General features: G+C 67.8%; 26 protein-coding genes. 11 read left to right on the top strand and 15 right to left on the bottom strand.

Annotated features, from left to right (window positions below; all coding sequences use genetic code 11):
* Positions 1-38: 38 nt before the first annotated feature.
* From Sj15T_RS20010 to Sj15T_RS19985, 6 genes are all read right to left on the bottom strand, one after another.
* On the bottom strand, positions 39-755 hold the full coding sequence (locus Sj15T_RS20010) for a MucR family transcriptional regulator (RefSeq protein WP_013054083.1): 717 nt from the start codon (positions 753-755) through the stop codon (positions 39-41).
* 85 nt (positions 756-840) lie between these two features.
* Entirely contained in the window at positions 841-1,188 is a 348-nt protein-coding gene (locus Sj15T_RS20005) for a hypothetical protein (protein ID WP_013054082.1), read from the bottom strand.
* Positions 1,189-1,219: 31 nt separating this feature from the next.
* A complete protein-coding gene (locus Sj15T_RS20000; RefSeq protein ID WP_253720735.1) occupies positions 1,220-1,393 on the bottom strand; it encodes a hypothetical protein in 174 nt (57 codons plus the stop codon).
* A gap of 106 nt (positions 1,394-1,499) precedes the next feature.
* Positions 1,500-2,039 (bottom strand): pseudouridine synthase, encoded by a 540-nt coding sequence (locus tag Sj15T_RS19995; protein WP_013054080.1) that lies wholly within the window; start codon positions 2,037-2,039, stop codon positions 1,500-1,502.
* A gap of 6 nt (positions 2,040-2,045) precedes the next feature.
* Positions 2,046-3,191 carry a cupin domain-containing protein gene (locus Sj15T_RS19990; RefSeq protein ID WP_013054079.1) on the bottom strand — a complete coding sequence of 382 codons (1,146 nt, stop codon included), beginning with the start codon at positions 3,189-3,191 and terminating at the stop codon, positions 2,046-2,048.
* A gap of 65 nt (positions 3,192-3,256) precedes the next feature.
* On the bottom strand, positions 3,257-3,709 hold the full coding sequence (locus Sj15T_RS19985) for a hypothetical protein (RefSeq protein WP_007686433.1): 453 nt from the start codon (positions 3,707-3,709) through the stop codon (positions 3,257-3,259).
* 70 nt (positions 3,710-3,779) lie between these two features.
* On the opposite strand from Sj15T_RS19985, the gene Sj15T_RS19980 reads away from it, so the two are divergent.
* Entirely contained in the window at positions 3,780-4,460 is a 681-nt protein-coding gene (locus Sj15T_RS19980) for a hypothetical protein (RefSeq protein ID WP_013054078.1), read from the top strand.
* A gap of 67 nt (positions 4,461-4,527) precedes the next feature.
* Here Sj15T_RS19980 and Sj15T_RS19975 read toward each other — a convergent pair whose 3' ends face one another.
* From Sj15T_RS19975 to Sj15T_RS19955, 5 genes are all read right to left on the bottom strand, one after another.
* Positions 4,528-4,728, bottom strand: coding sequence for a hypothetical protein (locus Sj15T_RS19975; RefSeq protein WP_253720734.1), 201 nt, complete (start codon positions 4,726-4,728; stop codon positions 4,528-4,530).
* Positions 4,729-4,802: 74 nt separating this feature from the next.
* Positions 4,803-4,979, bottom strand: coding sequence for a hypothetical protein (locus Sj15T_RS19970; protein ID WP_013054076.1), 177 nt, complete (start codon positions 4,977-4,979; stop codon positions 4,803-4,805).
* A complete protein-coding gene (locus Sj15T_RS19965; protein ID WP_233431815.1) occupies positions 4,976-5,149 on the bottom strand; it encodes a hypothetical protein in 174 nt (57 codons plus the stop codon). Before Sj15T_RS19965 ends, Sj15T_RS19970 begins: the two co-directional genes overlap by 4 nt.
* Positions 5,150-5,274: 125 nt before the next feature.
* A complete protein-coding gene (locus Sj15T_RS19960) occupies positions 5,275-5,925 on the bottom strand; it encodes a TetR-like C-terminal domain-containing protein (protein ID WP_013054075.1) in 651 nt (216 codons plus the stop codon).
* Positions 5,922-6,761, bottom strand: coding sequence for a LytTR family DNA-binding domain-containing protein (locus Sj15T_RS19955; RefSeq protein ID WP_007686444.1), 840 nt, complete (start codon positions 6,759-6,761; stop codon positions 5,922-5,924). The genes Sj15T_RS19960 and Sj15T_RS19955 overlap by 4 nt, the downstream gene beginning before the upstream one ends.
* A gap of 143 nt (positions 6,762-6,904) precedes the next feature.
* Between Sj15T_RS19955 and Sj15T_RS19950 the strand changes: the two genes are divergently transcribed.
* The 5 genes from Sj15T_RS19950 (at position 6,905) to Sj15T_RS19930 (ending at position 14,731) form a co-directional block, all read left to right on the top strand.
* Positions 6,905-7,750 (top strand): MipA/OmpV family protein, encoded by an 846-nt coding sequence (locus Sj15T_RS19950; protein WP_013054074.1) that lies wholly within the window; start codon positions 6,905-6,907, stop codon positions 7,748-7,750.
* Positions 7,751-7,796: 46 nt separating this feature from the next.
* Entirely contained in the window at positions 7,797-8,879 is a 1,083-nt protein-coding gene (locus Sj15T_RS19945; protein WP_013054073.1) for an efflux RND transporter periplasmic adaptor subunit, read from the top strand.
* Positions 8,880-8,882: 3 nt separating this feature from the next.
* Positions 8,883-11,933 (top strand): efflux RND transporter permease subunit, encoded by a 3,051-nt coding sequence (locus Sj15T_RS19940; protein ID WP_013054072.1) that lies wholly within the window; start codon positions 8,883-8,885, stop codon positions 11,931-11,933.
* Positions 11,930-13,327, top strand: a complete 1,398-nt coding sequence (locus tag Sj15T_RS19935) for an efflux transporter outer membrane subunit (RefSeq protein ID WP_013054071.1) — start codon at positions 11,930-11,932, stop codon at positions 13,325-13,327. Before Sj15T_RS19940 ends, Sj15T_RS19935 begins: the two co-directional genes overlap by 4 nt.
* A 207-nt stretch (positions 13,328-13,534) precedes the next feature.
* Positions 13,535-14,731 (top strand): cation:proton antiporter, encoded by a 1,197-nt coding sequence (locus Sj15T_RS19930; protein WP_269076465.1) that lies wholly within the window; start codon positions 13,535-13,537, stop codon positions 14,729-14,731.
* Positions 14,732-14,846: 115 nt separating this feature from the next.
* On the opposite strand, the gene Sj15T_RS19925 is transcribed toward Sj15T_RS19930, so the two are convergent.
* Positions 14,847-15,485 carry a 3-oxoacid CoA-transferase subunit B gene (locus tag Sj15T_RS19925; protein WP_007686450.1) on the bottom strand — a complete coding sequence of 213 codons (639 nt, stop codon included), beginning with the start codon at positions 15,483-15,485 and terminating at the stop codon, positions 14,847-14,849.
* On the bottom strand, positions 15,485-16,204 hold the full coding sequence (locus Sj15T_RS19920) for a CoA transferase subunit A (protein ID WP_007684919.1): 720 nt from the start codon (positions 16,202-16,204) through the stop codon (positions 15,485-15,487). Before Sj15T_RS19920 ends, Sj15T_RS19925 begins: the two co-directional genes overlap by 1 nt.
* A 70-nt stretch (positions 16,205-16,274) precedes the next feature.
* Between Sj15T_RS19920 and Sj15T_RS19915 the strand changes: the two genes are divergently transcribed.
* The 5 genes from Sj15T_RS19915 to Sj15T_RS19895 all read left to right on the top strand — a co-directional run bounded on the left by Sj15T_RS19915 (position 16,275) and on the right by Sj15T_RS19895 (position 21,176).
* Positions 16,275-17,072, top strand: coding sequence for an IclR family transcriptional regulator C-terminal domain-containing protein (locus tag Sj15T_RS19915; protein ID WP_007684916.1), 798 nt, complete (start codon positions 16,275-16,277; stop codon positions 17,070-17,072).
* 35 nt (positions 17,073-17,107) lie between these two features.
* On the top strand, positions 17,108-18,319 hold the full coding sequence (locus Sj15T_RS19910) for an acetyl-CoA C-acetyltransferase (protein WP_013054067.1): 1,212 nt from the start codon (positions 17,108-17,110) through the stop codon (positions 18,317-18,319).
* 368 nt (positions 18,320-18,687) lie between these two features.
* A complete protein-coding gene (locus tag Sj15T_RS19905) occupies positions 18,688-19,407 on the top strand; it encodes a hypothetical protein (protein ID WP_013054066.1) in 720 nt (239 codons plus the stop codon).
* 150 nt (positions 19,408-19,557) lie between these two features.
* Positions 19,558-20,568: an NADP-dependent oxidoreductase gene (locus Sj15T_RS19900; RefSeq protein WP_013054065.1), complete on the top strand. Its 1,011-nt coding sequence runs from the start codon at positions 19,558-19,560 to the stop codon at positions 20,566-20,568.
* Between the two features lie 143 nt (positions 20,569-20,711).
* A complete protein-coding gene (locus Sj15T_RS19895; protein WP_025161107.1) occupies positions 20,712-21,176 on the top strand; it encodes a helix-turn-helix domain-containing protein in 465 nt (154 codons plus the stop codon).
* A gap of 18 nt (positions 21,177-21,194) precedes the next feature.
* Here Sj15T_RS19895 and Sj15T_RS19890 read toward each other — a convergent pair whose 3' ends face one another.
* Positions 21,195-21,830, bottom strand: coding sequence for a TetR-like C-terminal domain-containing protein (locus Sj15T_RS19890; protein ID WP_007684910.1), 636 nt, complete (start codon positions 21,828-21,830; stop codon positions 21,195-21,197).
* A gap of 4 nt (positions 21,831-21,834) precedes the next feature.
* The gene (locus Sj15T_RS19885) at positions 21,835-22,839 is read right to left on the bottom strand and encodes a nitronate monooxygenase family protein (RefSeq protein WP_013054063.1); all 1,005 of its coding nucleotides are present in this window, start codon (positions 22,837-22,839) and stop codon (positions 21,835-21,837) included.
* Positions 22,840-22,888 lie beyond the last annotated feature (49 nt).

The following is a 22,888-nucleotide window of genomic DNA, read 5'->3' as shown; positions in this document are numbered from 1 at the left end:
GGGAAGCGGGGCCGCGGTCGCTCGCTTCCCGCCCATGATCAGGATTTGGCGGTCGCGGCTTCGGGGGCCTTTTCCCCGCCGCCCAGATGCGAACCGGCCGCCTGCAATGCCGCCTTGGGCGATTTGGGCCTGGCGGTTCCATTGGCCTTGGGCGCGGCCTTCTTCACCGGGGCCTTTTCCTGCGCGGGCGCCTTTTTGGCGGAGGCCGACGTCGCGGCGCGATTGCCGCGGTTCGATATGATGGGGGCGGGCGCGTCCTTCGCCTTGTCCTTCTTCGGAGCCGCAGCCTTTGCGGGTGCCTTGGGCGCCGCCGCCTTGGCCTGCGGCGCGGCGGTCGGGCTTGCGGCGGCGACCGGCTTCTTGCCCAGTCCCGCCTTTTCCGCCACGGCGCGGCGCGCCTCCGAATAGCTTTGCGCCACCAGCGGATAGCTGCTGGGCAGCTTGTAGCGTTCCCGATATTGTTCCGGCGTCAGGCCGTGAGCGGCCAGATGGCGCTTCAGCGTCTTGTAGGGCCTGCCGTCGATCAGGCTGAGGATGCGATCGGGCGAGGCGAGGCTCCTGCGCACCGAAACCGCCGGCGTGAAGGTTTCGGCGGCGGGTTCCGCAACGGCCGCGGCGGCATTTTCCGTCAGCGCCGCGCGGGTCGTCCTGATCAGGTCGGCCAGGCTGTCGCTCGGCACGCTGTTCCTGGAAACATAGGCGCTGAGCAACTGGACGGTGAGGGCGGTGATGTCGTTCTTGTCTTCGTCGGCCATGTCAGCGAACCCGTTTCAGGAGGATGTTAGCGCTATTGCGCAAAGGAATGCGGATTGTAAACGGCGGATTGAACCGCCGGGATGATCAGTTGCGCTCCACGGCATCGGTCCGGGGCAGGAGGCGGCAGTCGCGCCAGTTCCGGTCGCCCCTGGGCACGAAAGAAACATAGTCGCCATCGATGATGAGCGCCGCCCTGGGGCTGCGATAATATAGGCCGAGCGGCAATGCCCCGCGTTCCAGCGTGAGTTGTCCGTCCTTCCAGACGATCGTGGCGCGGTCTGCATCGGCGCGGAGGAAAAAGCGCCGTCCGGCGGCGCACCGCACCTCCATGTCGGTGGCCGGTCCCTGCGCGCCGGCTGGCGCCGGGGTCGCGGCGGCCGCCCATAGGGCCGCCGCCGGCAAGAGGGCGCCGAAAAAGGGGCGGCATGTCATTGCTGGAGCCTTGCCTGAAGGAACTCGGTCCCTAACTCGCCGTGGACTCGTCGGTTCCCGTGGCGAGGGCATTGGCGATCATGGCGGCCAGCGTTTCCTCCGCCCGTTGCTTGACGCCCGCATCCTTCGACAGCAGGTCGTGCCTGATCCATTGCGGCGCCCGGCTGAGAATGGTCATGATCAGAGTCGTCGTGTTCGCGTCCATGCCATCGCTATGCGGACCGCGCCCGTTCCGGGCAACCGCAAAAGGAATCACCCAGATCAAGCCGCGCCCCGGCCAATCCTGCGCGGCGGTCCTGCGCGCCATATCTTCATGCGTCGCGCCATTGCCCCTGGGGGATGCCGTCCAGCGTCCAGTCGCCGATCCGCCAGCGCACCAGCCGCAGGGTCGGATGGCCGATGGCGGCCGTCATGCGCCTGACCTGCCGGTTGCGTCCTTCGCGGATCGTCAGCCGCAGCCAGCGGTCCGGCACGCTCTTGCGGAACCGGACCGGCGGGTCGCGGGGCCAGAGCGCGGGCGCCTCGATGCGTTCGACCTGCGCGGGCAGGGTCGGACCGTCCTTCAGCCGCACGCCATGCCGCAGCGCCGCCAGCGCGGCCTCGTCCGGATCGCCCTCCACCTGGACCAGATAGGTCTTGGGCATCTTGAAGCGGGGGTCGGCTATCCGCGCCTGCAGGCGGCCATCGTCGGTCAGCAGCAGCAATCCCTCGCTGTCGAGGTCGAGCCGGCCCGCCGGATAGAAGCCGGGACGGTCGATATAGGCGGCCAGGGTCGGGCGGGGCGGCCCCGTCCGTTCATCGCTGAACTGGCAGAGCACGCCATAAGGCTTGTTGAACAGGATGAGCGCCATGACGGATCAGTCCGCGTCGAACGCCAGGCTGCCCTGGTCGATCAACGCGGCCACCAGCGCGACCACGGCCGGGGAAGCGGCGAGTTTCGCGTCCACGACCGTCATCGGTTCCCGGCACAGCGCTTCGGCCAGCAGGGCGGCGTCGCCGTCGCAATCGAAGCCATGGCCGTCCACGAACAGCAGCAGTTCCGGTTCGCCCGGCCGGATGAAGGCAAAGCGGCTGGCCGGATTGCGGCCGAGCGGAACGCCCTGGGCCAGCATGGCGCGCACCGTCCGCCGGTCCGCCGGTTCATCCGGCCGCCAGTCCATGTCCGCATATTTGGGCAGGCTGTTGTGCAGGCCGAACCAGCGGGCGAAGGCGTTGCGGTCGGACAGGGCCTCCATCGCCATGGCATGCATCCGGTCGATGGCCGACGCCGAGATCTCGCCGGCATTGGACTGGCGGATGAGGTCGGGATCGGCATAGCGATCCTCGTCCGTCATGGCGTCGGCCTGATGGCGGCACCAGTTTTCGACCAGTTCGGCGCGGGACGGCGCGCGGAAGCCGATGGAATAGGTCATGCAGTCGCCGCCCACCGCCACGCCGTCATGGGCGAAGCAGGGCGGGACATAGAGAATGTCGCCGGGTTCGAGGATATGATCCTCCGTCGCCTCGAAATCCGGGATCAGGCGCAGGTCGTCATGCGGCAGCAGCGGCGTCGCGGAATCGCATCGCGGGCCGACGCGCCAGCGCCTTCTGCCCAGGCCCTGCACCAGGAACACGTCATATTGGTCGAAATGCGGCCCGACGCCGCCCCCGTCGGTCGCATAGCTGACCATCACGTCGTCGATGCGCCAGTCGGGTATGAAGCGGAAGGGTGGGATCAGCGCCGCGACATCGGGCGCATGATGGTCGACCGCCTGCACCAGCAGCGTCCAGGCGTCGCGAAGTTCGGTGAAGCGATCCTCCGGCAGCGGGCCGCTTTCCATGGCGAGCCGATCCGCCTGCCGGGTGATGAGGCGCGATTCGACGCCCTCCTCGCAGGCGAGGCCGGCCAGATCGTCGGGCGCCAGCGGATTGCGCCATGCGCTCCACGGGTTGCGGATCAGCAGCGGGCGCTTCTGCCAATGGTCGCGCAGGAACAGGTCGATGTCGAAACGGGCGAGGTGCATGCCCCGCCCATGCGCCGTCCCGCGCCCGCTGTCAAAAGATCGGTCGAACCCTTCGGCCCGCCCGGTCAGACGGCCCAGTTGAGATAGAAGTCCTTGAGCGCATGGGCGTCATGCAGGGCGTTGTGCGGCATCCGGCTGTTGGACGCGGCGCTGAACCCCGCGCCGTTGATGAGTTCCAGGCGCAGCCCGTCCAGCCTGATCATCTCGGCCGGGCCGGTCACGAGCAGGGCGCAGAAATGGGCCAGGTCGTCGGGCCAGTCGGCGATGATCAGCGGATCGCGGTCATGCGCCAGATAGGCCTCCAGATGCTGGGCGGCCTCCACCCGGTTCAACTGATGGTCGACGCCCGGCGGCACGAAGCGCAGATAGGGGATCACATTCTTTTCCACCCAGGGGTGGATTTCGGCCGGCAGGGGGAGGGAGACGTAGAAATCCTGGTCCCCGATTTCGGGGACGAGCGCCAGGCTGATGAGGTCGCCGCCGAAGCCGTTGAATTCTGTATCGAGGAAATATCGCATCTCGCTCCTTTGACGCCGCGCCGCATTGCCGTAAAGCCCCCGGCGGCGGACCCCGCCGGGAGAAAGTGGCATGCAGGCACGCGAATTCATCGGATCGGCGCAGGTTCCCGGCGGAGAGGAACTGACCCTCTATCGGCGGGGCGGGGATTTCATGATCGTGCTGGACCGCAACGAGTTGATGAGCAGCCGGATGAGCGGATCGGAGGAGGCGCTCGCCAATCTCAGTTGCGAAAGGCTGCGCGGCCGGGCGCGCCCGCATCTGCTGATCGGCGGTTACGGCATGGGTTTCACGCTGCGGGCGGCGCTGGCGGCGCTCGACGGCACCGCAACCGTCACCGTGGCGGAACTGGTGCCGGAGATCATCCAATGGGCGCGCGGACCGATGGCGGAACTGGCCGCGGGGTGCCTGGACGATCCGCGCGTGCGCCTGGTCCAGGCGGACGTGGCCGATGTGATCGGCGCGGCGCGGGGGCTGTACGACGCCATATTGCTGGACGTCGACAACGGGCCGGACGGGCTGGTGCGCCAGGCGAACGACCGCCTCTATTCGGCGCAGGGGATCGCGGCGGCCATCGCCGCGCTCAGGCCCGGCGGCATATTGGCGATCTGGTCCGCCGCGCCCGACGCGAGCTTCGCCCGCCGCCTGTCCCGCGCCGGCCTGGCCGTGGAGGAGGTCGCCGTGCGCGCCCGCAGCAACGGCAAGGGGCCAAGGCACGTCATCTGGTTCGCCGCGAAAAGGGCGTCCCGATAGCGGGCGCGGCGTCCGGATTGCGGCTCCAACGGACGTTCGGCTTCGGCCATCCCGCCCCGTCGGTCGTTCATGGGGAATTGTTCGCGCCGGGCGCATTGGGCGGCACGGCGCCCGATCCGCTGGTCGGCGGCGGAACGGCCGCGCCATTGCCCGGCGCGTCGTCCGCCCGGTTGATGGCCGCGCCGTCGAGGGCGTTCCGGTCGGAAGCCGGCTCGCCCGAACAGGCGGCGGCGAGCAGGCTGCCCGCCACCAGGAACATGCGGATCATCTTTTCCTCCTCCACAAGCATGCACTACCTTATCGCACGACCGGCCTTCGCGAGATGGCGAGCCGCAATGCCGCCTAATCCGCGGGGCGCATCGGTTCCCCCTCCGGCGGCATGGCGCCCTTGGGGGTGCGCGATGCGGGGTCGGGCGCCTCGATGCTGGAATGGACCATCAGGCCGACGATGGCGGCAAGGATCAACAGCATCGCCGCCAGCAGCAGGCAAAGGCCGAGCCTTCTTGGCCGCCCGTTCACCGCTTGCCATCGGCGCGCGGGTCCGGCCGTGCCGGCAGCTCGTCCAGCTTGGCCAGCAGATCCTTGAACAGGTCGTCATCCCTGATGGGAAAGTGCCGGCGGAATCCCTGGCCCAGAAGCTCAAGATCCCTCGCGGTCAGCAGGCCAATGGAAACGATCTTGTCCGACACGGCATCCTCCTTGCGGCAGGGAACTGCGGGGGAGCGCGCAAGTGCCAAGGATTCCGCCTCCGACATGAAATCTCTCGCCTGGGGCCATTTCCGACGCGGCGGCCATGACGGAGCGGACGTCCCGGCTATGGAAGCGGCGCGACCGGGGACGCGCGCCCGCCGGCGCTTTGCCGCAAGGCCTGGAGGTGGGCCTCGATCACCTTCGCGGCCAATTGGTCGAGCGACCGCCCCAGCATCAGCCGGCCGGAAAGATGCAGCATCGTCATTCCGTGCAGGCTCGCCCAGATCCAGTGCGCCTGCTCCAGAACCTCGTCCCGGTCCGCGTCGGGCATCAGTTGCCTGACCAGCCCGGTCAGCAGGGTCCAGGACGCGGCGTCGCTCGACCCCTCCGGCCTGGCGGCCGTTTCCTGCTTGTCGGTTTCGAACAGCAGGCGGAATTCATGTTCCCGGTCGAGCGCGAAGCGCACATAGGCGTCGCAGGCGCGCCGGAACCGATCCTCCGCGCCGGAAATGCTGGCCGTCGCACGATCGAGACAGGCCGCGAATTGCCGCCACACCTCCTCGCGCACATCGGCGATCAGGGCATGCTTGTCGGGATAGTAGCGATAGGCGGTCATGGCGCTGGCCCCGACCGCCGCCGCAAGGCCGCGCATGGACAGGGTCGACAGGCTGCCGGCCCGGATCATGGCATGGGCGGCGTTTCGAAAGATCGCCTGGGAGGAGGCGAACGCCTCCCCCCCCTGCCAGCGCGGGTGGCGCCCGTCCCCGGCGGTCATGCCGCGACCGTGCCGTGGGTCGGACCCCAGAGCCTTTTCGCAAGCGCGAGATAGGGTTGGGACACCGGCACGGTCAGGCCGTTGCGCAATTGCAGCCGCGCCGTGCGGCCGAAACGGTCGATCCGGACGACCGCGCTTCGCGACACCCACCAGGACCGATGGACCCGCTGGCCCTCCATGGCCGACAGGCTGTCCAGCGCGTCGGCGAAGCGCATGAGGATGAGGGCGTTGCCCAGGGTCGTGTGCACGCGGACATAATGATCCTCATTGCCCAGGCATATGACGTCCCGCCCCAGTTCGGGCGGCAACCGTTCGAACAGCAGGCCGTCCGTCGCGGGGGCGTGCCGGGACGCGGCCTCTGCCGGCGGGTTCGGGATTGGCGGCGTCGCCGCTTCGACGGACCGTCCCGCCGGGAAGGGCGCGGAAGACAGTTTTTCCCAGAGGAACAGATAGGCCCCGCCGATGATCCATATCGCCAGGATCAGTTCGAACACTTCGCTGGGAACCGGGGTCCACGTCCCCTCCGACATCGAGGCGGCGGCGGTGACGAAGAACATCGGCACGGAGGTGATCGCCGTTCCCAGCGCCACGCGATGGACCATGGAACCGGCGGCGAGCGGGGGCCAGGCCCGCAGAAGAGGCATCGTCACGGCGGCCAGCCCATATTGGACGAGGAAGATGACGGTCCAATAGCCGACCCGCGCGAACGGTTCGAAATCATGGGAACCGAAGGCGCCGAGCCAGGCGAGCGTGGCCGCGAACAACAGCGCGATTCCCGCCAGCAGGCCGTGCCGCTTCGCCCAATCCTCGACATGCAATTTCGCGAAATCGTGCATCGTGAATATCCATTTGCCGTGCGTACAGTGTAAATTTACGAAGTAAATTGTGCAAGTGCGAATATCGCTTTGCCCGCAAATCCCTTCCCCCATTAGCCGGGTGGGGCACCGGCGGCATCGTGCCGTCGCCTTGGAGATTGCGCATGAAACGACTTGTCATCCGGCCCCTCCTGGCCCTGTTCACCATCGCCTCCGCCCCCGCGGCCGCGCAGGAGGCGCTCGGCGATACGGCGGAGAGCGGCCGCAAGATGGAGGACGGGCGGGAAGGGAAGGGGCCTTCGGGCTTCATCGCGCTCGGCCCCGGCACCACGCCCGCCTATGACGGCGCCAAAAGCTATCAGCTCATTCCCTTCGGCATAGCCGACCTGCGCTGGAAGGGGATGGAGTTCGAACTGCGCGGGCTGCGCGCCCGCCTAGACCTGCTGGGCGACAGCCCGGTGCAGTTCGGCCCGGCGATCAACCTGCGGTTCAAGCGCAACAGTTCGAGCGACGGCGACGGACGAGTGAAGCTGCTGGACGATGTGGGACAGGCTGTCGAGCTGGGCGGGTTCGTCGGCTATCGCTTCGGCGGCGATGAAAAGGGGCAGGGGGAGGTCGCCGTCGACCTGACCGTGCTCAAGGACGTCAATGACGGCCATGACGGCCTGGTGGCGACCGCGCAGCTTTCCTACGCCGCCTATCGCGGCGGTCGGGTTTTCGTGAATGTCGACGCGCAGGCCAATTATAGCGACGGCAAATATATGCGCAGCTATTTCGGCCTCACGGCGGAGGAGTCGCTGCGGTCCGGCCTTGCCGCCTATCGGCCCGGCGGCGGCCTTCGCGACGTCGGCGCGGGCGCGACCCTGGGCTATCGGCTTAGTCGGCGCTGGGGGCTGATCGCGCGGGCCGGCGCCAACCATTATCTTGGAGACGCCGGGGACAGCCCGATCGTCGAGGAGGGATCGAAGGTGCAGGCCATTGCCGGTCTCGCCCTCTCCTTCAGCTTCTGATCCCTGGGATCGCAAGCGCCGCCTTCATTCCTGCCGAAGTGGCCCGATGACCGATCATTCCCCCGCAGGCCTGCCCGCCATGGATGTGCGGGCGGGCCGTCTCATGGCCGTCGCGGCGGCCCTCGCCGCCTTGCTGCTGCCCGGCTGCGGCGCGGCGCGGCGCGACGAGGCGGAACCGGGCCCCACGGCCGTCCGCGTCGCTCTCGCCGCGCCAGCTTCCGCGCGACAGGGGGTCAGCGCCTCCGGCACGGCGGCCTATGAGCGGCAATCCACCCTGTCCTTTCGCGTCGGCGGCGTGATTTCCCGCCTGACGGTCGACATGGGGAGCCGCATCCGCGTGGGTCAGCCGCTGGCCCGGATCGCCGGCACCGACATCCAGCAACAGCTCGCTTCGCGGGATGCGGAGCTGGCCCGCGCCACGCGCACCCTGGCTCGGCTGGAGGCGCTCGCGCAGAGCGGGTCGGTCGCGTCGGCGGCGGTTCAGGACCAGCGCGACACGGTGGAACAGGCGAGGGCGGCGGCGGCCGCGGCGCGTTACGACCAGCAATCGGCAACGCTCGTCTCGCCCTTTTCCGGCGTGGTGCTGGAACGCCTGTCGCAGCTTGGCGAAACGGTCGGCGCGGGACAGGCGATCCTGCGGGTCGCGGACTATGACAGCCCGCTCGTCATCAGGGTGCCGCTGGCGGAACGGGATGCTGACGGCATCGCCATCGGCACGCCTGCGGAAGTCCGTTTCGAAGGGCGGCAGGCGCTTGCCGGACGGGTCGCGAAAAGCCAGCCGCTGGTCGACGGCGCGACGGGCACGCGCATGGTCGAGGTCCGGTTGCCGTCGGGCGGCCATGGGCAAAGCGGCGCCATCGCCTCCGTCCGGTTCCCGTCCTCCGCCGCCCCCGCGCAACCTTCGCTGGCGGCCGTCCCCGCCGAAGCCTTCGTCCCCCGATCGGGCCGGGAGGGGGGCGTCTTCACCGTCGGCGCGAACGGCCGGGCCAGGTTCGTCCGCCTGCGGCTGGTCCGGTTCGAGGCCGACGATGCGGTCGTGGCCGGCCTGTCCCCCGGCACGCGCGTCGTCACGGCGGGAGCGGGCTATCTGAAAGACGGCGATCCTGTCCTTGTGGCGGGCGGGAACTGAGCGATGGGCTTCAACCCCGCCGCCTTCCTCATCCGGCGCAGCCGCCTGACCCTGGTCCTGACAGGCCTGGCGCTGGCGGTCGGGATTGCCTCCTGGATCAGCGTCGCGCGGTCCGAAGACCCCCAATTCCCGGTTCCGGGCATGAGCATCCGCATCGCGATGCCGGGGGCCACGCCCGCCGATCTGGAGCAGCTGGTGATCAAGCCGGTCGAAAATGCCCTCTACGGCATTGACGACCTGAAGGACGTGCAGGCCAGCGCGACCGACGGCGCGGCGACGATCCAGGCCGAATTCGACTGGTCCAGCAGCGCCGAGCGCAAATATGAGGAGGTCGTCCGCGAGGTCACGGCCCTGCGGCCGACGCTGCCCGACGGCGTCACGCGGCTGGACGTCGTCCGCAACCGGACCAGCGAGACGGCGATCTTCCAGGCCGCCCTGGTCAGCGACCGGCTGCCGATGCGGCGGCTGGAGAAATTCGCCGACGACATGGGGGAGGATATTGCCCGCATTCCCGGCGTGCGCCGGGCGGAATATTGGGGCGCGCCGCCGATGGAGGTGCGCGTCGCGATCGATCCGGGCCGCCTCGCCGAACTGCGCCTGCCCGCCTCGCTGGTCGTCGACGCGTTGAAGCGGGCCAGCGACGAGGCGCCCGTCGGATCGGTCAATGCGGGGCAGCGCCGCCTGATCGTCCGGACCGGCGGCGCCTTTCGCTCGCTCGACGATGTGCGGCGGGTTCCGGTCCTTTCCCGCGAGGGGGCGGTGGCGCGCATAGGCGACCTGGCGCGGGTCGAATGGGCGAACGGGGAGCCGGAGCATGTCGTCCGCTTCAACGGCCGGCGCGCCCTGCTGCTTACCGCCACGGCCAAGGAGGGCGTGGACATCGGCGTCCTGACCCAGGCGATCCGGACGGAACTGGCCCGTTTCGAGCGGATGGTCCCCGGCGGCGTCAAGCTCGAATATGGCTTCTTCCAGGCCAGCAATGTGGAGCGGCGGCTGAACGGCCTCTACCGGGATTTCCTGCTGGCGCTGGCCATCGTCTCCATCACGCTGCTTCCGCTGGGGCTGCGCGCCGCCGGGGTGGTGATGTTCGCCATCCCGCTGTCGCTGCTTGCCGGCCTTGCCATCCTGCAGGCGCTGGGGTTCGGGCTGAACCAGCTTTCGATCAGCGGTTTCGTGCTTTCGCTGGGGCTGCTCGTCGACGACAGCGTCGTGGTGGTCGAGAACATCACGCGCCGCCAGCGATCCGGCGAGGACCGCGTCACCGCCGCCATGGAGGGTTCGCGGCAGATATTGCTGGCGGTCGCGGGGTGCACGGCCTGCCTGCTGCTCGCCTTCCTGCCGCTGCTGGCGCTGCCGGAAGGGTCGGGCGCGTTCATCCGCTCCCTTCCCGTCAGCGTGATCGCTACGGTTTCCGCATCCTTCGTCATCGCGCTTACGATCATTCCCTTCGTCGCCAGCCGGGTGCTGCCCGCGCGCGAGGATGAGAAGGGCAATCGCATGCTGGCGATGATCGAGCGGGGCATCCATCGCTTCTACGCGCCCGTGCTGCATCGCGCGCTCGACCGGCCCGGGCTGGCGCTGGCGCTGCTGGGCGGGCTCTGCCTGTTCATCGCGCCGCTGATCGCGGCCATCGGGACCAGCCTTTTCCCGCCGGCCGACACGCCGCAATTCCTGGTCCGCATCGAACTGCCGCAGGGGGCTTCGCTGCCCGCGACCGACGCGGTCCTGCGCCAGGTCGAACGGCGGCTCGCGCGGGCGTCGGAGGTGGAATGGTTCGCCGCCAATCTGGGCCGGGGCAATCCCCAGATCTATTATAATGTCCGCCAGCATGATCCCGACCCTGCCTTCGCGGAGGTCGCGGTGTCTTTGCGCGACGGCCGGCCCGCCCATTCCGCCCGGCTTCTTTCGGACCTGCGGCGGGAGTTCGCCGCCTTTCCGGGGGCGCGCATCACCGTCCTGGGCTTCGTTCAGGGTCCGCCGATCGCCGCCCCCATAGAAATCCGCATCGCCGGCGAGGATCTCGCTACCCTGAGCGCCCTTGCCCGGCAGGCGGAGGCGGCCATGGCCGGCACGCCGGGCATCCGCGACGTCGACAATCCGGTCCGCCAGGACCGCGCCGACCTGGCGCTGGAGATCGACGAGGCGAAGGCGGCTGCGCTGGGCGTCCCGGCGGGCGCCGCCCGACAGGCCGCCCGGCTGGCGCTGGACGGCGAATTTTCCGGCCGCCTTCGCGATGCGGAAGGGGACGACTATCCCGTCCGCGTCAGGCTGCCCATGGCGCAGCGCAACAGGGTCGAGGCGCTCGACCGGATCCATGTTCCGTCCGTCGACGGCCGGGCGGTGCCGCTTCGCGCCCTTGCCGATCCCGGCATGGAAACGGGACCGGCGCGCATCGAACGCCATGATCGCGAACGATCCGTCACCCTGACGGCCTATGTCGGGGCAGGCCATCTGACGGGGGCGGTGACGCAAGCCGCGCTCGACCGGGTGCGCGGGGCCGTGCGCCTGCCGGCGGGCTACACCATCGCGCTTGGCGGCGAAGCGGAGGAGCAGGAAAGCGGCAATGCGGGGATGACGGCGGCGGCGATCGTCGCCTGCCTTGGCATATTGGCCGTGCTGGTCATGGAATTCGGGCGCTTCAGGCTCGTCGCGGTGGTGGCCAGCATCATACCGCTCGGCCTGCTCGGCGCCGTCCTGGCGCTGTGGCTGACGGGCAATTCGCTGAGCTTCACGGCGATGATCGGCCTGATCGCGCTGATCGGCATAGAGATAAAGAATTCGATCCTTCTCGTCGATTTCACCGAACAGTTGCGGGGGCAGGGGATCGCCATGCGCGAAGCGATCGAGCAGGCGGGCGAGATGCGCTTCCTGCCCGTGCTGCTCACCTCCGTCACGGCGATCGGCGGGCTGCTGCCGCTCGCCATGGGCGGATCGGGGCTGTACGGCCCGATGGCGGTCGCGATCATCGGCGGCCTGATCGCCTCCACCCTGCTGTCGCGGGTGGCGACGCCGGTCGTCTATCTCCTGCTCGCCCGGACGGGAGAAGCGTCGTGACGACGAATCGGTCTCTGGCCGCCCTGATCGGCCTTGCCCTGCTGGGCGGCTGCGCCGCGGGCACGGAGTATCGACGGCCGGCCTTGCCGCTGCCGGCCGCCTTTCACAATGCTCCCCTGATCGTGGAGCCGGGCGGCAGGCCGTGGTGGCGGGATTTCGCCGACCCCATGCTGGACGATCTGGTCGCGCGCGGCCTCAAGGGCGGCTTCGACGTGGAGGCGGCGATGGCGCGGGTCGACCAGGCAAGGGCGGCCGCCGGGTCGGCGCGGGCGGCGCGGATGCCGTCGGGATCGCTGGACGGTTCCGCGGTCCGGACGCGCCAGTCGCTGAGGGCCGGGCTGGGGCAGATCGCCGATTATGTCCCGGATTTCGACCGGACGCAGGACAGTTTCGAACTGGTCGGCGGGGCAAGCTGGGAACTGGACCTTGCCGGCGGGCTGAAGCGCGGGCGGGAAGCGGCCGTCGCGGAACTGGAGGCGGCCGTCGCCGACAGCCAGGCCGTCCGCCTCACCGTGGCGGCGGAGATTGGCGATGCCTATATCCTCCTTCGTTCCGCGCAGCGCAGGCGCTCCATCGCCGTCGATCAGGCGGCGGCGGCGCAGAAGCTGGAAAATATCGTCCGCGCCCGCTTCGTCCATGGCGCGGCTGCCCGTTTCGAACTGGACCAGTCCCGCGCCTCCACCGCCGCGATCCGCGCCGGGATCGCCGAGTTCGACCAGGCGGCGCAGGCGCAGTTGGCGCGGCTGGCGGTGCTGGCCGGCGGCCTGCCGGATTCGGTTGTCCAGGCGCTGGAGAGGCCGGAGCCGGTGCCGGTCGCCGGTTTCGCGGCCATGGGGCTGCCCGCCGATCTGATGCGGCGCAGGCCGGATCTGGTCGCTGCCGAGCGGCGCGTTGCTGCCGGCCATGCGCGGCTGGGCGTCGCCCTTGCCGAATATTATCCCAAATTCACCCTGTCGGGCCTGCTGGGTTTTCAGGGCAATGACGCGGGCAGGCTCTTTTCCGGCCCGGCAAGCGTGGTGCAGGGCGGGTTGGGCCTGCGCTGGCGGCTTTTCGACTTCGGCCGGGTCGATGCGGAGGTCGCACGGGCGAAGGGCGCGGAGCGGGAGGCCATCGCCCAGTTCCGCAATGCCGCGCTGCGCGCCGCCGAGGATGTCGAACGCGCCGTCGTCGCCTGGCGGACCGCCAGAGAGCGCGAAGCCGTCCATGCCGAAGAGGTCCGGGCCGCGACCGCCGCCTGCGACGCGCTGGATCGCGCCTATCGGGCGGGCCATGTTTCGCTGGCCGAACTGGTCGAGGCGCAGCGCCGTGTTCTCCAGGCGGCCGACGCGCTTGCGCTGGCGCAGGGAGACGCCGCGCGCGCGACGGTTGCCGGATGGCGGGCGTTCGGCGGCTGACGCGGCGGGTCCGGCGGACATCGCGGTGGGCTTCCCCGCAACTCGTCCCATCCGTCCGGAACCAACGGTTGAGTGCCGGTCGTTCATGGGATAAGGGCTTGCCGTCCGCGCACCAACGGATCGACCCTCAGGCGCCGCCGGAGAGAAGGTCGGCAATCAGGAAGCGGGCATCCGCCGCCGCGCCATGATGAGGACATAGAGGGACAAGTGATAGTTTCCATATTGGCCCTGGCTTGTGCCGGCAGCGCACTGGCCGCCGTCGTCGCCCAATGGATGCCCAAGGCCCTCTTGCCCGCGCTGGTGCTGGAAATCGCGTTCGGGATACTGGTCGGCCCGCATGGCCTGGGATTCCTGTCGCCCGGTCCCTCGATGGAGCTGTTCGCCCAGATCGGGCTTGCCATACCCATGGTGATCGCGGGGCTGGAAGTGGATTTCGGCGCGTTGCTGGCCCGGCCGCAGGGGGCGCAGCGGGCGAGGCCGCTCATCCTGGCCATCCTCATATCGCTGCTGACCCTCGCCATGGCCGGCCTTGGCGCCTGGCTGCTGCTCGACCCGGGGACGCCCCTGGTGCACCTGGCGATCTATGCCGCGATCCTTTCGACCAGCTCGGTTGGCATCGTCGTGCCGATGATACAGGAAAAGGGCATCGCCAGCGACATATACGGGCAGACGATCCTCTCGGCCGCGCTGCTCGTCGACTTCTTCGCGATGATCGCCATTTCCGCCCTGGCCGGGATCGTCGTCAGCGGCAGCGCGCAGGGCGCCTTGGGCAGCCTGGCGCTTGTCGCCATCGCCGTCCCGGCGATCCGGCTGCTGCCCAGGCTGCTGGCGCGGGTGCCCGCGGCGCGGCTGGACAACCGGACCAGCCTGCCCTTCGTCAGGCTCAGCCTGGCGCTGCTGTTCCTGACGGCCTGGCTGGCGGAGATGCTGAATTCGCAACTGGTGCTGGCGGCGTTCCTCGCGGGATTGCTGCTGGGGCAGATCGTTCCGCGCGGCAGCCACCGGCGCGAGCGGCTGGAGGTCATCGGCTATGGCTTCATCGTGCCCTTCTTCTTCATCAATGTCGGCCTGAAATTCGATATTCCCGCGCTGCTGGGATCGCCCAAGACCCTGTGGCTGGTGCCGGGCTTCGTGGCGGTCGCCTTCGCCAACAAGATTATCCCGTCGCTGCTGCTGGTCCCGATCCACGGCCGCAGAAAGGCGATGGCCGCCGGCATATTGCTGAGCGCGCGCATCAGCCTGATCGTCGCGGCGTCCGACATCGCGACCCGGATCGGCGTGCTCGACACCGCGACCAACGCGGCCATGGTGCTGGTCGCGATCATCAGCGCGGCGCTCGCCCCCATCCTGTTCAACATCCTCGCCGCGCCGCACAGGCAGCCGCCGATGCGCGTCCAGGCCTGAACGGGCCTTTTCCCCTTCGGCGCGGACGGGGCAGAGGCAAAAGAAAAGAGAGCGTCTCCGCTTCCTGCGAAAACGCTCTCCCCCCGCCGTTTGGCGGCGCTTGTCTGATTTCGGATCAGGCCGACCGGATCGGGATTCCCGTCCGGGCGCGAACGAAATCGATGTCGAGATCCGACGCCAGTTCCTGCACGATCAATTCGCCGCGGTCCCGATCCAGCACGAACCGGCCGAAGTCGGAAATGATGGCGTCGACGACGCCCGTGCCGGTGAGCGGCAGGGTGCAGCGTTCGACGATCTTGGAATTGCCCGCCTTGTCGCTGTGGCTCATCACCACGACGACGCGCTTCACGCCCGCGACCAGGTCCATCGCGCCGCCCATGCCCTTGATCATCTTGCCCGGCACGGTCCAGTTGGCCAGGTCGCCATTGCCGGCAACCTCCATGGCGCCCAATATGGCAAGGTCGATATGCCCCCCGCGGATCATGGCGAAGCTGTCGGCCGAGCTGAAGAAGCTCGACGTGGGCAAAGTGGTCACCGTCTGCTTGCCCGCGTTGATGAGGTCCGGGTCGACTTCATCCTCATAGGGAAAGGGACCGATGCCCAGCAGGCCGTTCTCCGACTGGAGGACGACCTCTATGTCGGCGGGCACATAATTGGCGACCAGCGTCGGAATGCCGATGCCCAGGTTCACATAAAAGCCGTCCTGCAGCTCGCCGGCGGCGCGGGCCGCCATTTCCTCACGTGTCCAGGGCATCAGGCCTTCTCCTCCGTGCGGGGACGCGTGGTCCGGAATTCGATTCGCTTCTCATAGGACGGTCCCTGGATCACGCGATCGACATAGATGCCCGGCGTGTGGACCTGGTCGGGGTCGAGCGCGCCGGCCGGGACGATCTCCTCCACCTCGGCGATGGTGATCTTGCCGGCGGTCGCCATGTTCGGATTGAAGTTCCGCGCCGTCTTGCGATAGACGAGATTGCCCTCCGGATCGGCTTTCCAGGCCTTCACGATGGAAACGTCGGCCCGCAGCCACGTTTCGCGCACATAGAGCGACCCTTCGAATTCCTCGACGGGCTTGCCCTCCGCGACGACGGTTCCCACGCCGGTCTTCGTGTAGAAGGCCGGAATGCCCGCGCCGCCCGCGCGTATGCGTTCCGCCAGCGTGCCCTGCGGATTGAGCTCCAGTTCGAGCTGGCCCGACAGATAGAGTTCCGCGAACAGCTTGTTCTCCCCGATATAGGAGGAGACCATCTTGCGGATCTGGCCGTTGTTGAGCAGCGTCCAGAGGCCGAAGCCGTCCGCGCCGCAATTGTTGGAGATGACGGTGAGTTCCTTGACGCCGTTCCGCAGCAGGCCGGCGATCAGATGTTCCGGATTGCCCGAAAGCCCGAACCCGCCGGACATGATGGTCATCCCGTCGAAGAGAACGCCCTCAAGCGCTGCATCAGCGTCGGGAAATATCTTGCGCTTTGCCATAATAATCCCTATTTGTCCGATTATCGGATAAAAACGCCAATATTCGTTTAAGCGCAAAAGGTCAATGCCCATGGCTGACGACAGCCAAGCCGCCGATCCCAACTTCATGCTTTCGCTGGCGCGGGGCCTTGGCGTGCTGCGCGCTTTCGAGGGGCAGTCCTCGCTCAGCATCACGGAAGCGGCGCGGCTGAGCGGGCTGAACCGGCCCAGCGCCGGCCGCTGCCTGCACACGCTGACATGCCTTGGCTATGTTCGCGAGCGGGACGGGCGCTATTCGCTCACGCCCAAATTGCTGCCGCTGGCCGCCGGGTTCCTGACGTCCACGCCCCTGGCCAGCGCCAGCCAGGCGGTCGCCAACGCCTTGCGCGACAGCCTTCAGGAAACGGTGTCGGTCGGCGCGCTCGATCCGTCGGACCCGGGCCGCATCATCTACATCGCCCGCGCCGAGCGGAACCAGGTGATCGCCGCGCCGCTGATGGTCGGCAGCACCCTGCCCAGCCATTGCACGTCGATGGGCCGCGTCCTCCTCGCCTCGCTCGCGCCGTGCGAGACCGAACGGTGGCTGGCGCGCGCCGCCCTGGAGCCGAGGACCGAACGCACCATCGTTTCCCCCGATGCGCTCCGCACCGAACTGGTCGCCGTGGGCGAGCGGCGCTGGAGCCTGGTCGAGGAGGAACTGGAGGTCGGGCTGCGATCCCTGGCCGTTCCCGTCCGCGACCGCGAGGGGCAGGTCCTGGCGGCGCTCAATGTCGCCACCTTTTCCGACGCCCACAGCCGCGAGGATCTGATCGAGCGCTATCTTCCCGACCTGAGGGCGGCCGCCGGTCAGCTGGAGCGCGCCATCCAGAGCCATCGCCCCAATCCATAAACCCGCAATCCGTTGAATCTACAGGAGTTGACATCATGACATTGCGTCGAGCCGCCATCGTTTCGCCTCTTCGGACCGCCGTCGGGAAATTCGGCGGCGGCCTTTCCGCGCTGACGGCGGGGCAATTGGGCGCCACGATCATCAAGGCGCTGGTCGAACGCAGCGGGATCGATCCCGAACGCGTCGACGACGTCGTCTTCGGACATGGCTATCCCAGCGGGGAGGCGCCCAGCATCGGCCGCTGGTCCTGGCTGGCCGCCGGCATGCCCCAGAATGTGCCGGGCTTCCAGCTCGACCGCCGCTGCGGCTCCGGCCTTCAGGCGATCATCGAAGCGGCCATGATGGTTCAGACCGGCGCGGCCGACGTCGTGGTCGCGGGCGGCGCGGAAAGCATGTCCAATGTCGAACATTATTCGACCGCGCTGCGCAAGGGCGCGCGCATGGGCAGCCTCGAACTGCACGACCGGCTGACCCGCGCCCGCCTGATGTCGCAGCCGATCGAACGCTATGGCGTGATCACGGGCATGATCGAGACCGCCGAAAATCTCGCCCGCGACTATGGCATCACGCGGGAGCAGTCGGACGCCTATGCCGTCCGATCGCACCAGCGCGCCGCCGCCGCCTGGCGCGAGGGCAAGTTCGCTGACGAGATCGTGCCCGTCGCCGTGCCGCAGAAGCGCGGCGAACCCGTGATTTTCGATCGGGACGAGGGGTTCCGCGAGGATGCCTCGCTGGAGACGCTCGGCGGGTTGAAGCCGATCGAGGGCGGCGTGGTGACCGCCGGCAACGCCAGCCAGCAGAATGACGCCGCCGCGGCCTGCCTGGTCGTTGCCGAAGACCAGCTCGCGAAGCTCGGCCTGGAGCCGAGCGGCTGGTTCGTCGGCTGGGCGGCGGCGGGTTGCGATCCATCCCGCATGGGCATCGGCCCCGTGGGCGCCGTCCAGCGGCTGTTCGCGCGCACGGGCCTGGGCTGGGACGACATGGACCTCATCGAAATCAACGAGGCTTTTGCGGCCCAGGTGCTCGCGCTGCTCAAGGCGTGGGAATGGGGCGAGGACGACAGCCGCCTGGACAAGCTCAACGTCAACGGCTCGGGCATTTCCCTGGGGCACCCGATCGGCGTCACCGGGGCGCGAATCGCCGCGACGATGCTGAACGAGATGCGCCGCCGCGATGCGCGCTACGGTCTGGAGACCATGTGCATCGGCGGCGGCCAGGGTCTCGCCGCCATCTTCGAGCGGTCCTAAGCGGGTTTCAAGCGGCAGGCTGGCTCCCGCCCCTTCGACAGGCGTGGGACAGGCCTTTCCGCACGATGCCCCAGGCTGTGAACCGACGCGGCCGGCGAAACCCGCCGGCCGCGGCTCGGGAATGGATGATCTGAAGGCGCGGCCTTGGGCGCCCTGCGCCGGCCGTCCCACCGCGCCGCATCCTGTCGCGCCGCGCTTTTCCGCGCCCGCCGACGCTCCCATCCCCTTAGCGAACGCCCTGCCGGCGACCTCTCCGGGAATCCATCGCACGAATTTAGGTTGCAAATTTAAACCATAAGGGCCTATGGGCTGCATGGTTGCAAAGTTAAACCTATCCGGCATTGGCCGGGGAGCGATGGAGAATAGGTGTGAGCGAATTGTTGGACCTGGCGATCGGGGCGCATGGCGGTTGGGACCGCTGGGAGCAGATCAATGAACTGAAAGCCCATTTCCATGCGGAGGGCACGGTCTGGCATGTGAAGCAGTGGCCCGGCGCCTATGCGGACATGCATTGCTCGATCTCCACGCGGAAGCCGCACACCGAATTCACGCCCTTCCTCAAGGAAGGGCAGCATTGCGTCTGGGAGCCGGACAGCACCGCCATCGTCGCCGACAGCGGCGAACTGATCGATAAGCGGGAAAATCCGCGCTCCTTCTTCGAAGGGCACAGCATTCCAACGCCGTGGGACGAACAGCATCTCGTCTATTTCACCGGCTATGCGATGTGGACCTATCTGACCACGCCGTTCCTGTTCAGGCTGCCCGGCTTCACGTCGGAAGAGGTCGAACCCTGGGACGAGAATGGCGAAACCTGGCGTCGCCTGAAGGTGACATTCCCCGAAGGCGTGCCCAGCCATTCCACCCAGCAGACCTTCTATTTCGATCAATCGGGCCTGCTGCGGCGCCACGACTACAGCGTGGAGATCATGGGCGGCACGACCAGCGCCAACTATGCGACCGATCACAAGGCGTTCGACGGCCTCATCTTCCCGACGAAGCGGCGCGTCTATGCCGCCGGCGCGGACAACCGCCCGATCCTCGACCGGATCGCCATCGCCATCGACATATGGGACGTCCAGGCGGCCTGACCCGCATTCGAACCGGCCGCGTCCTCGCGGCCGGCAGAGCGGAATCGGGTCGAGCGCAGCGCAGGCCCCATGCCGCCACGCAATCCCGTTCGGAACGCCCATCCATTCGCAACGGCACGCGGACCGAACAGAAGAAAAAGGAAATATGCCATGGTGACCACCCACCGGATCGTCCTTGCCGAACGTCCGCAGGGCGCGGTGACGCCCGCCAATTTCAGGGCAGAGGACGCGGCCCTGCCGCCCATCGGGGATGGACAGTTCCTGGTCGGGGCGAATTATCTGTCGCTCGACCCCTATATGCGCGGCCGCATGGATGACCGGAAATCCTATGCCGCGCCGACGCCGGTCGGCGGGGTGATGGAAGGCGAGATCATCGGGACCGTGCTGGAATCCCGCCATCCGGGCTTTTCGGTCGGGGAACGCGTGGCCGGACGTCTGGGATGGCAGACGCACGCCATTTCGGACGGCACTGGCCTTGTGAAGCTGGACGACCGCTTCAAGCCGATCACCACCGCCGTGGGCGTGCTCGGCATGCCCGGTCTTACCGCTTATTCGGGGCTGCTGACCCTGGGCAAACCCCAGCCCGGCGAAACGGTCGTCGTCGCGGCGGCGACCGGCCCGGTCGGATCGCTGGTCGGCCAGATCGCCAGGCTCTATGGCGCCAGGGCCGTCGGAATCGCGGGCGGCGCGGAAAAATGCGCCTATGCCAAGCAGGAACTGGGCTTCGATGCGGTGGTCGACCATCGGTCCCCGACCTTCGCCGACGATCTGGCCGCGGCGTGCCCGGACGGCATCGACATCAATTTCGAACTGGTCGGCGGCGCCGTCTGGCAGGCCGTGCTGCCGCTGCTCAACAATTTCGCCAGGGTGCCGGTCTGCGGCCTGATCGCCCAGTATAACGGATCGTCCGGCGAACAGGTCGATCATCTGCCCGCCGCGATGCGGATCATCCTGTCGCGCAGCGTCATGATGCGGGGTTTCATCGTCGGCGAATTCTGGGACCAGCGCCCGAAGTTCCTGGACGAGGTCAGCCAGTGGATTTCCGAAGGGAAGATCCGGTTCCGCGAAGACATTGTCGAAGGACTGGACAACGCTCCGGCGGCGTTCATGGGCCTGTTGGAGGGACGGAATTTCGGCAAGCTCGTCGTGAAGATCGACTGACGCCGTCCCCTGCGGTTCGGGAAGGCGGCGACGACCAGGGCCTTCCCCGCCAATGGCTCACGGCGGCGTCGCGGGGAGGAACGCTCGACAAATCGGCGGAGTTGGTTTAACTTCAAAACCTTCCTGTGATGTTGGAGATGGCGATGAAGGGAAAGCGGACCAATCTCGGCAACGCCGATTGCGGCATTGCCCGTTCCCTTGAAGTGGTCGGCGACTGGTGGTCGCTGCTGATCGTGCGCGAAGCCTTCAAGGGAAGGGAGCGCTTCGGCGAGTTCCAGAAGGCGATCGGGCTGGCCAAGAACATATTGTCCGCGCGGCTGAAGAAGCTGGTCGAACATGACATCTTCCGGATCGAGCCGGACGCCGACAACGGCGTCGGCCACCGCTATGTCCTCACCGCAAAGGGAGAGGGGTTGTACGTCGTTCTCATGGCGCTGTGGCAGTGGGGCGAAAGCACATGCTTCAAGCCGGACGAGGCCCGATATGCGATGGTCGACCGCCAGAATGGCGAACCGCTGGCCAGGATCGAGCTGAAGGCCAGAGACGGGCGGGTCCTGGGGCCGCGCGACTTCGTGGCCTCGCGCATGGACGACAAGGCGGCCGCCTGACGCGGTTGCTGACGCCGGTCAGGAGGGGATCAGGCCGCTTCCCTGGAGGAAGAGTTCGCTCGTCCTGTCATACAGATCGCCGGCATCCGTCTTTTCGCCGAGCAGGCCCCTCAGTTCCAGACTGACGACGCCGTGCAGCGTCGCCCAGAGCATCTGGGAGAGTTGCCGGGCTTCGTCCCGCCGATCTTCCGGAAGGCAGGCCGCGACCGCCTCCCGCATGGCGCGGAATGTCGACCAGGCGCGCCGCCGGCTTTCCAGCGGCGCTTCATAGGCCCGGCCGAGGTCGCCGAACATGACATTGTAGAATGCCGGTTCCGCCAGCGCATAGGCGCGATAGGCCTTGCATATCGCCCGCAATCGGGCGACCGGCGCAGGTTCTGCCAGGCATTTTCCGAATTCGCGGCCCAAGCCATCGAAACTGTGGATATACAGCGCGTCCAGCAGCCCCGCCTTGCCCGAAAAGCAGGTATAGATCATCTTCGTCGAAGCGTTGACGACCTCCGCGACGCGCCGGACCGTCAGCGCGGCCGGCCCTTCCTCGCTCAAAATGCGCGCGGCGGCGGCGAGGATGGCGGACCGCGTCTCGTCCCGATAGGTGGCGCGGACCTGTTGCAGGTCGACGCCACCTTCCCATCTGGCCGTGCCGGACGGCATGCGCCTATGCCGTTTCGAGCGCGTTCTGGACCGTTGCGCCCAGGGAGCGGCCCAGCCGGTCGGTGATGATCTGCTCGGCTTCGTTCATGATGCGGTCGACAAGTTCCTTCACGGTCGGCACGTCCCGGATCAATCCGACGACCAGCCCGCAACTCCATGCACCGACATCGACCTCGCCTTCAACCATTACCTTGGGATAGACGCCCGCGACCTGCTCGAAAATATCGTCGATCTTGATCGCGTCGCCCTTTTCCCGTTCGATCTGGCGGATCCTCTCCACGCCGGGATTGTTGAGCACGCGCTCGGTATTGCGCAGCGGCCGCATCACCAGCCGCGTATCGAGTTCCGTCGCCTCGACCAGCGCCCGTTTCACATTTTCATGGACCGGCGCGTCCTGGGTCGCGACGAAACGGGTTCCCATGTTGACGCCGTCGGCGCCCAGCGCCAGCGCCGCCACCAGGCTGCGGCCGTCGGCCATGCCGCCCGACGCGACGAACGGCACGGAAAGCGCCTCCGCCGCCAGCGGCAGCAGGATCATGTTGGGAATGTCGTCTTCGCCCGGATGCCCGCCGCATTCGAAGCCGTCGACGCTAACCGCGTCGCAGCCGATCCGTTCGGCCTTCAGGGCGTGGCGCACGGAGGTGCATTTGTGGATGACCTTGATGCCGGCCTGCTTGAACAGCGGCATATATTCTTCCGGGCTGCGCCCCGCCGTTTCCACGATCCGGATGCCGTTTTCGGCGATGACCTGGATATATTCGGCATAGGGCGGCGCGTTGAAGGTCGGCAGGAAGGTCAGGTTCACGCCGAACGGCTTGTCGGTCAGTTCCCGTGCCTTCGCGATTTCCTGCCCCAGCAGTTCAGGGGTGCGCTGGGTCAGGCCGGTGATCAGGCCCAGGCCGCCCGCATTGGAAACCGCGGCGGCGAGGGAGGCGAAGCCGACATAGTGCATCCCGCCCTGTATGATCGGATGTTCGATCCCGAACAGTTCCGTGATCCGCGTGCGCATTCCTAAGCTCCTTCGTCGTCTGCCCAATCCGGTAACAGTGTTACCAATG

The organism is Sphingobium sp. TA15 (genome assembly GCF_037101235.1).
Classification (GTDB): domain Bacteria; phylum Pseudomonadota; class Alphaproteobacteria; order Sphingomonadales; family Sphingomonadaceae; genus Sphingobium; species Sphingobium indicum.
This window is presented reverse-complemented; position numbering and strand designations above follow the sequence as displayed.

Coding starts and splice junctions, on each gene's coding strand:
- Sj15T_RS19985 (WP_007686433.1), bottom strand. CDS start 3,709: ATGCGATATTTCCTCGATACAGAATTCAACGGCTTCGGCGGCGACCTC.
- Sj15T_RS19995 (WP_013054080.1), bottom strand. CDS start 2,039: ATGGCGCTCATCCTGTTCAACAAGCCTTATGGCGTGCTCTGCCAGTTC.
- Sj15T_RS19960 (WP_013054075.1), bottom strand. CDS start 5,925: ATGACCGCCGGGGACGGGCGCCACCCGCGCTGGCAGGGGGGGGAGGCG.
- Sj15T_RS19975 (WP_253720734.1), bottom strand. CDS start 4,728: ATGATCCGCATGTTCCTGGTGGCGGGCAGCCTGCTCGCCGCCGCCTGT.
- Sj15T_RS19940 (WP_013054072.1), top strand. CDS start 8,883: ATGGGCTTCAACCCCGCCGCCTTCCTCATCCGGCGCAGCCGCCTGACC.
- Sj15T_RS19915 (WP_007684916.1), top strand. CDS start 16,275: ATGGCTGACGACAGCCAAGCCGCCGATCCCAACTTCATGCTTTCGCTG.
- Sj15T_RS19980 (WP_013054078.1), top strand. CDS start 3,780: ATGCAGGCACGCGAATTCATCGGATCGGCGCAGGTTCCCGGCGGAGAG.
- Sj15T_RS19895 (WP_025161107.1), top strand. CDS start 20,712: ATGAAGGGAAAGCGGACCAATCTCGGCAACGCCGATTGCGGCATTGCC.
- Sj15T_RS19910 (WP_013054067.1), top strand. CDS start 17,108: ATGACATTGCGTCGAGCCGCCATCGTTTCGCCTCTTCGGACCGCCGTC.
- Sj15T_RS19925 (WP_007686450.1), bottom strand. CDS start 15,485: ATGCCCTGGACACGTGAGGAAATGGCGGCCCGCGCCGCCGGCGAGCTG.
- Sj15T_RS19945 (WP_013054073.1), top strand. CDS start 7,797: ATGACCGATCATTCCCCCGCAGGCCTGCCCGCCATGGATGTGCGGGCG.
- Sj15T_RS20005 (WP_013054082.1), bottom strand. CDS start 1,188: ATGACATGCCGCCCCTTTTTCGGCGCCCTCTTGCCGGCGGCGGCCCTA.
- Sj15T_RS20010 (WP_013054083.1), bottom strand. CDS start 755: ATGGCCGACGAAGACAAGAACGACATCACCGCCCTCACCGTCCAGTTG.
- Sj15T_RS19885 (WP_013054063.1), bottom strand. CDS start 22,839: ATGCGCACGCGGATCACGGAACTGTTCGGGATCGAACATCCGATCATA.
- Sj15T_RS20000 (WP_253720735.1), bottom strand. CDS start 1,393: ATGGACGCGAACACGACGACTCTGATCATGACCATTCTCAGCCGGGCG.
- Sj15T_RS19890 (WP_007684910.1), bottom strand. CDS start 21,830: ATGCCGTCCGGCACGGCCAGATGGGAAGGTGGCGTCGACCTGCAACAG.
- Sj15T_RS19990 (WP_013054079.1), bottom strand. CDS start 3,191: ATGCACCTCGCCCGTTTCGACATCGACCTGTTCCTGCGCGACCATTGG.
- Sj15T_RS19955 (WP_007686444.1), bottom strand. CDS start 6,761: ATGCACGATTTCGCGAAATTGCATGTCGAGGATTGGGCGAAGCGGCAC.
- Sj15T_RS19900 (WP_013054065.1), top strand. CDS start 19,558: ATGGTGACCACCCACCGGATCGTCCTTGCCGAACGTCCGCAGGGCGCG.
- Sj15T_RS19920 (WP_007684919.1), bottom strand. CDS start 16,204: ATGGCAAAGCGCAAGATATTTCCCGACGCTGATGCAGCGCTTGAGGGC.
- Sj15T_RS19950 (WP_013054074.1), top strand. CDS start 6,905: ATGAAACGACTTGTCATCCGGCCCCTCCTGGCCCTGTTCACCATCGCC.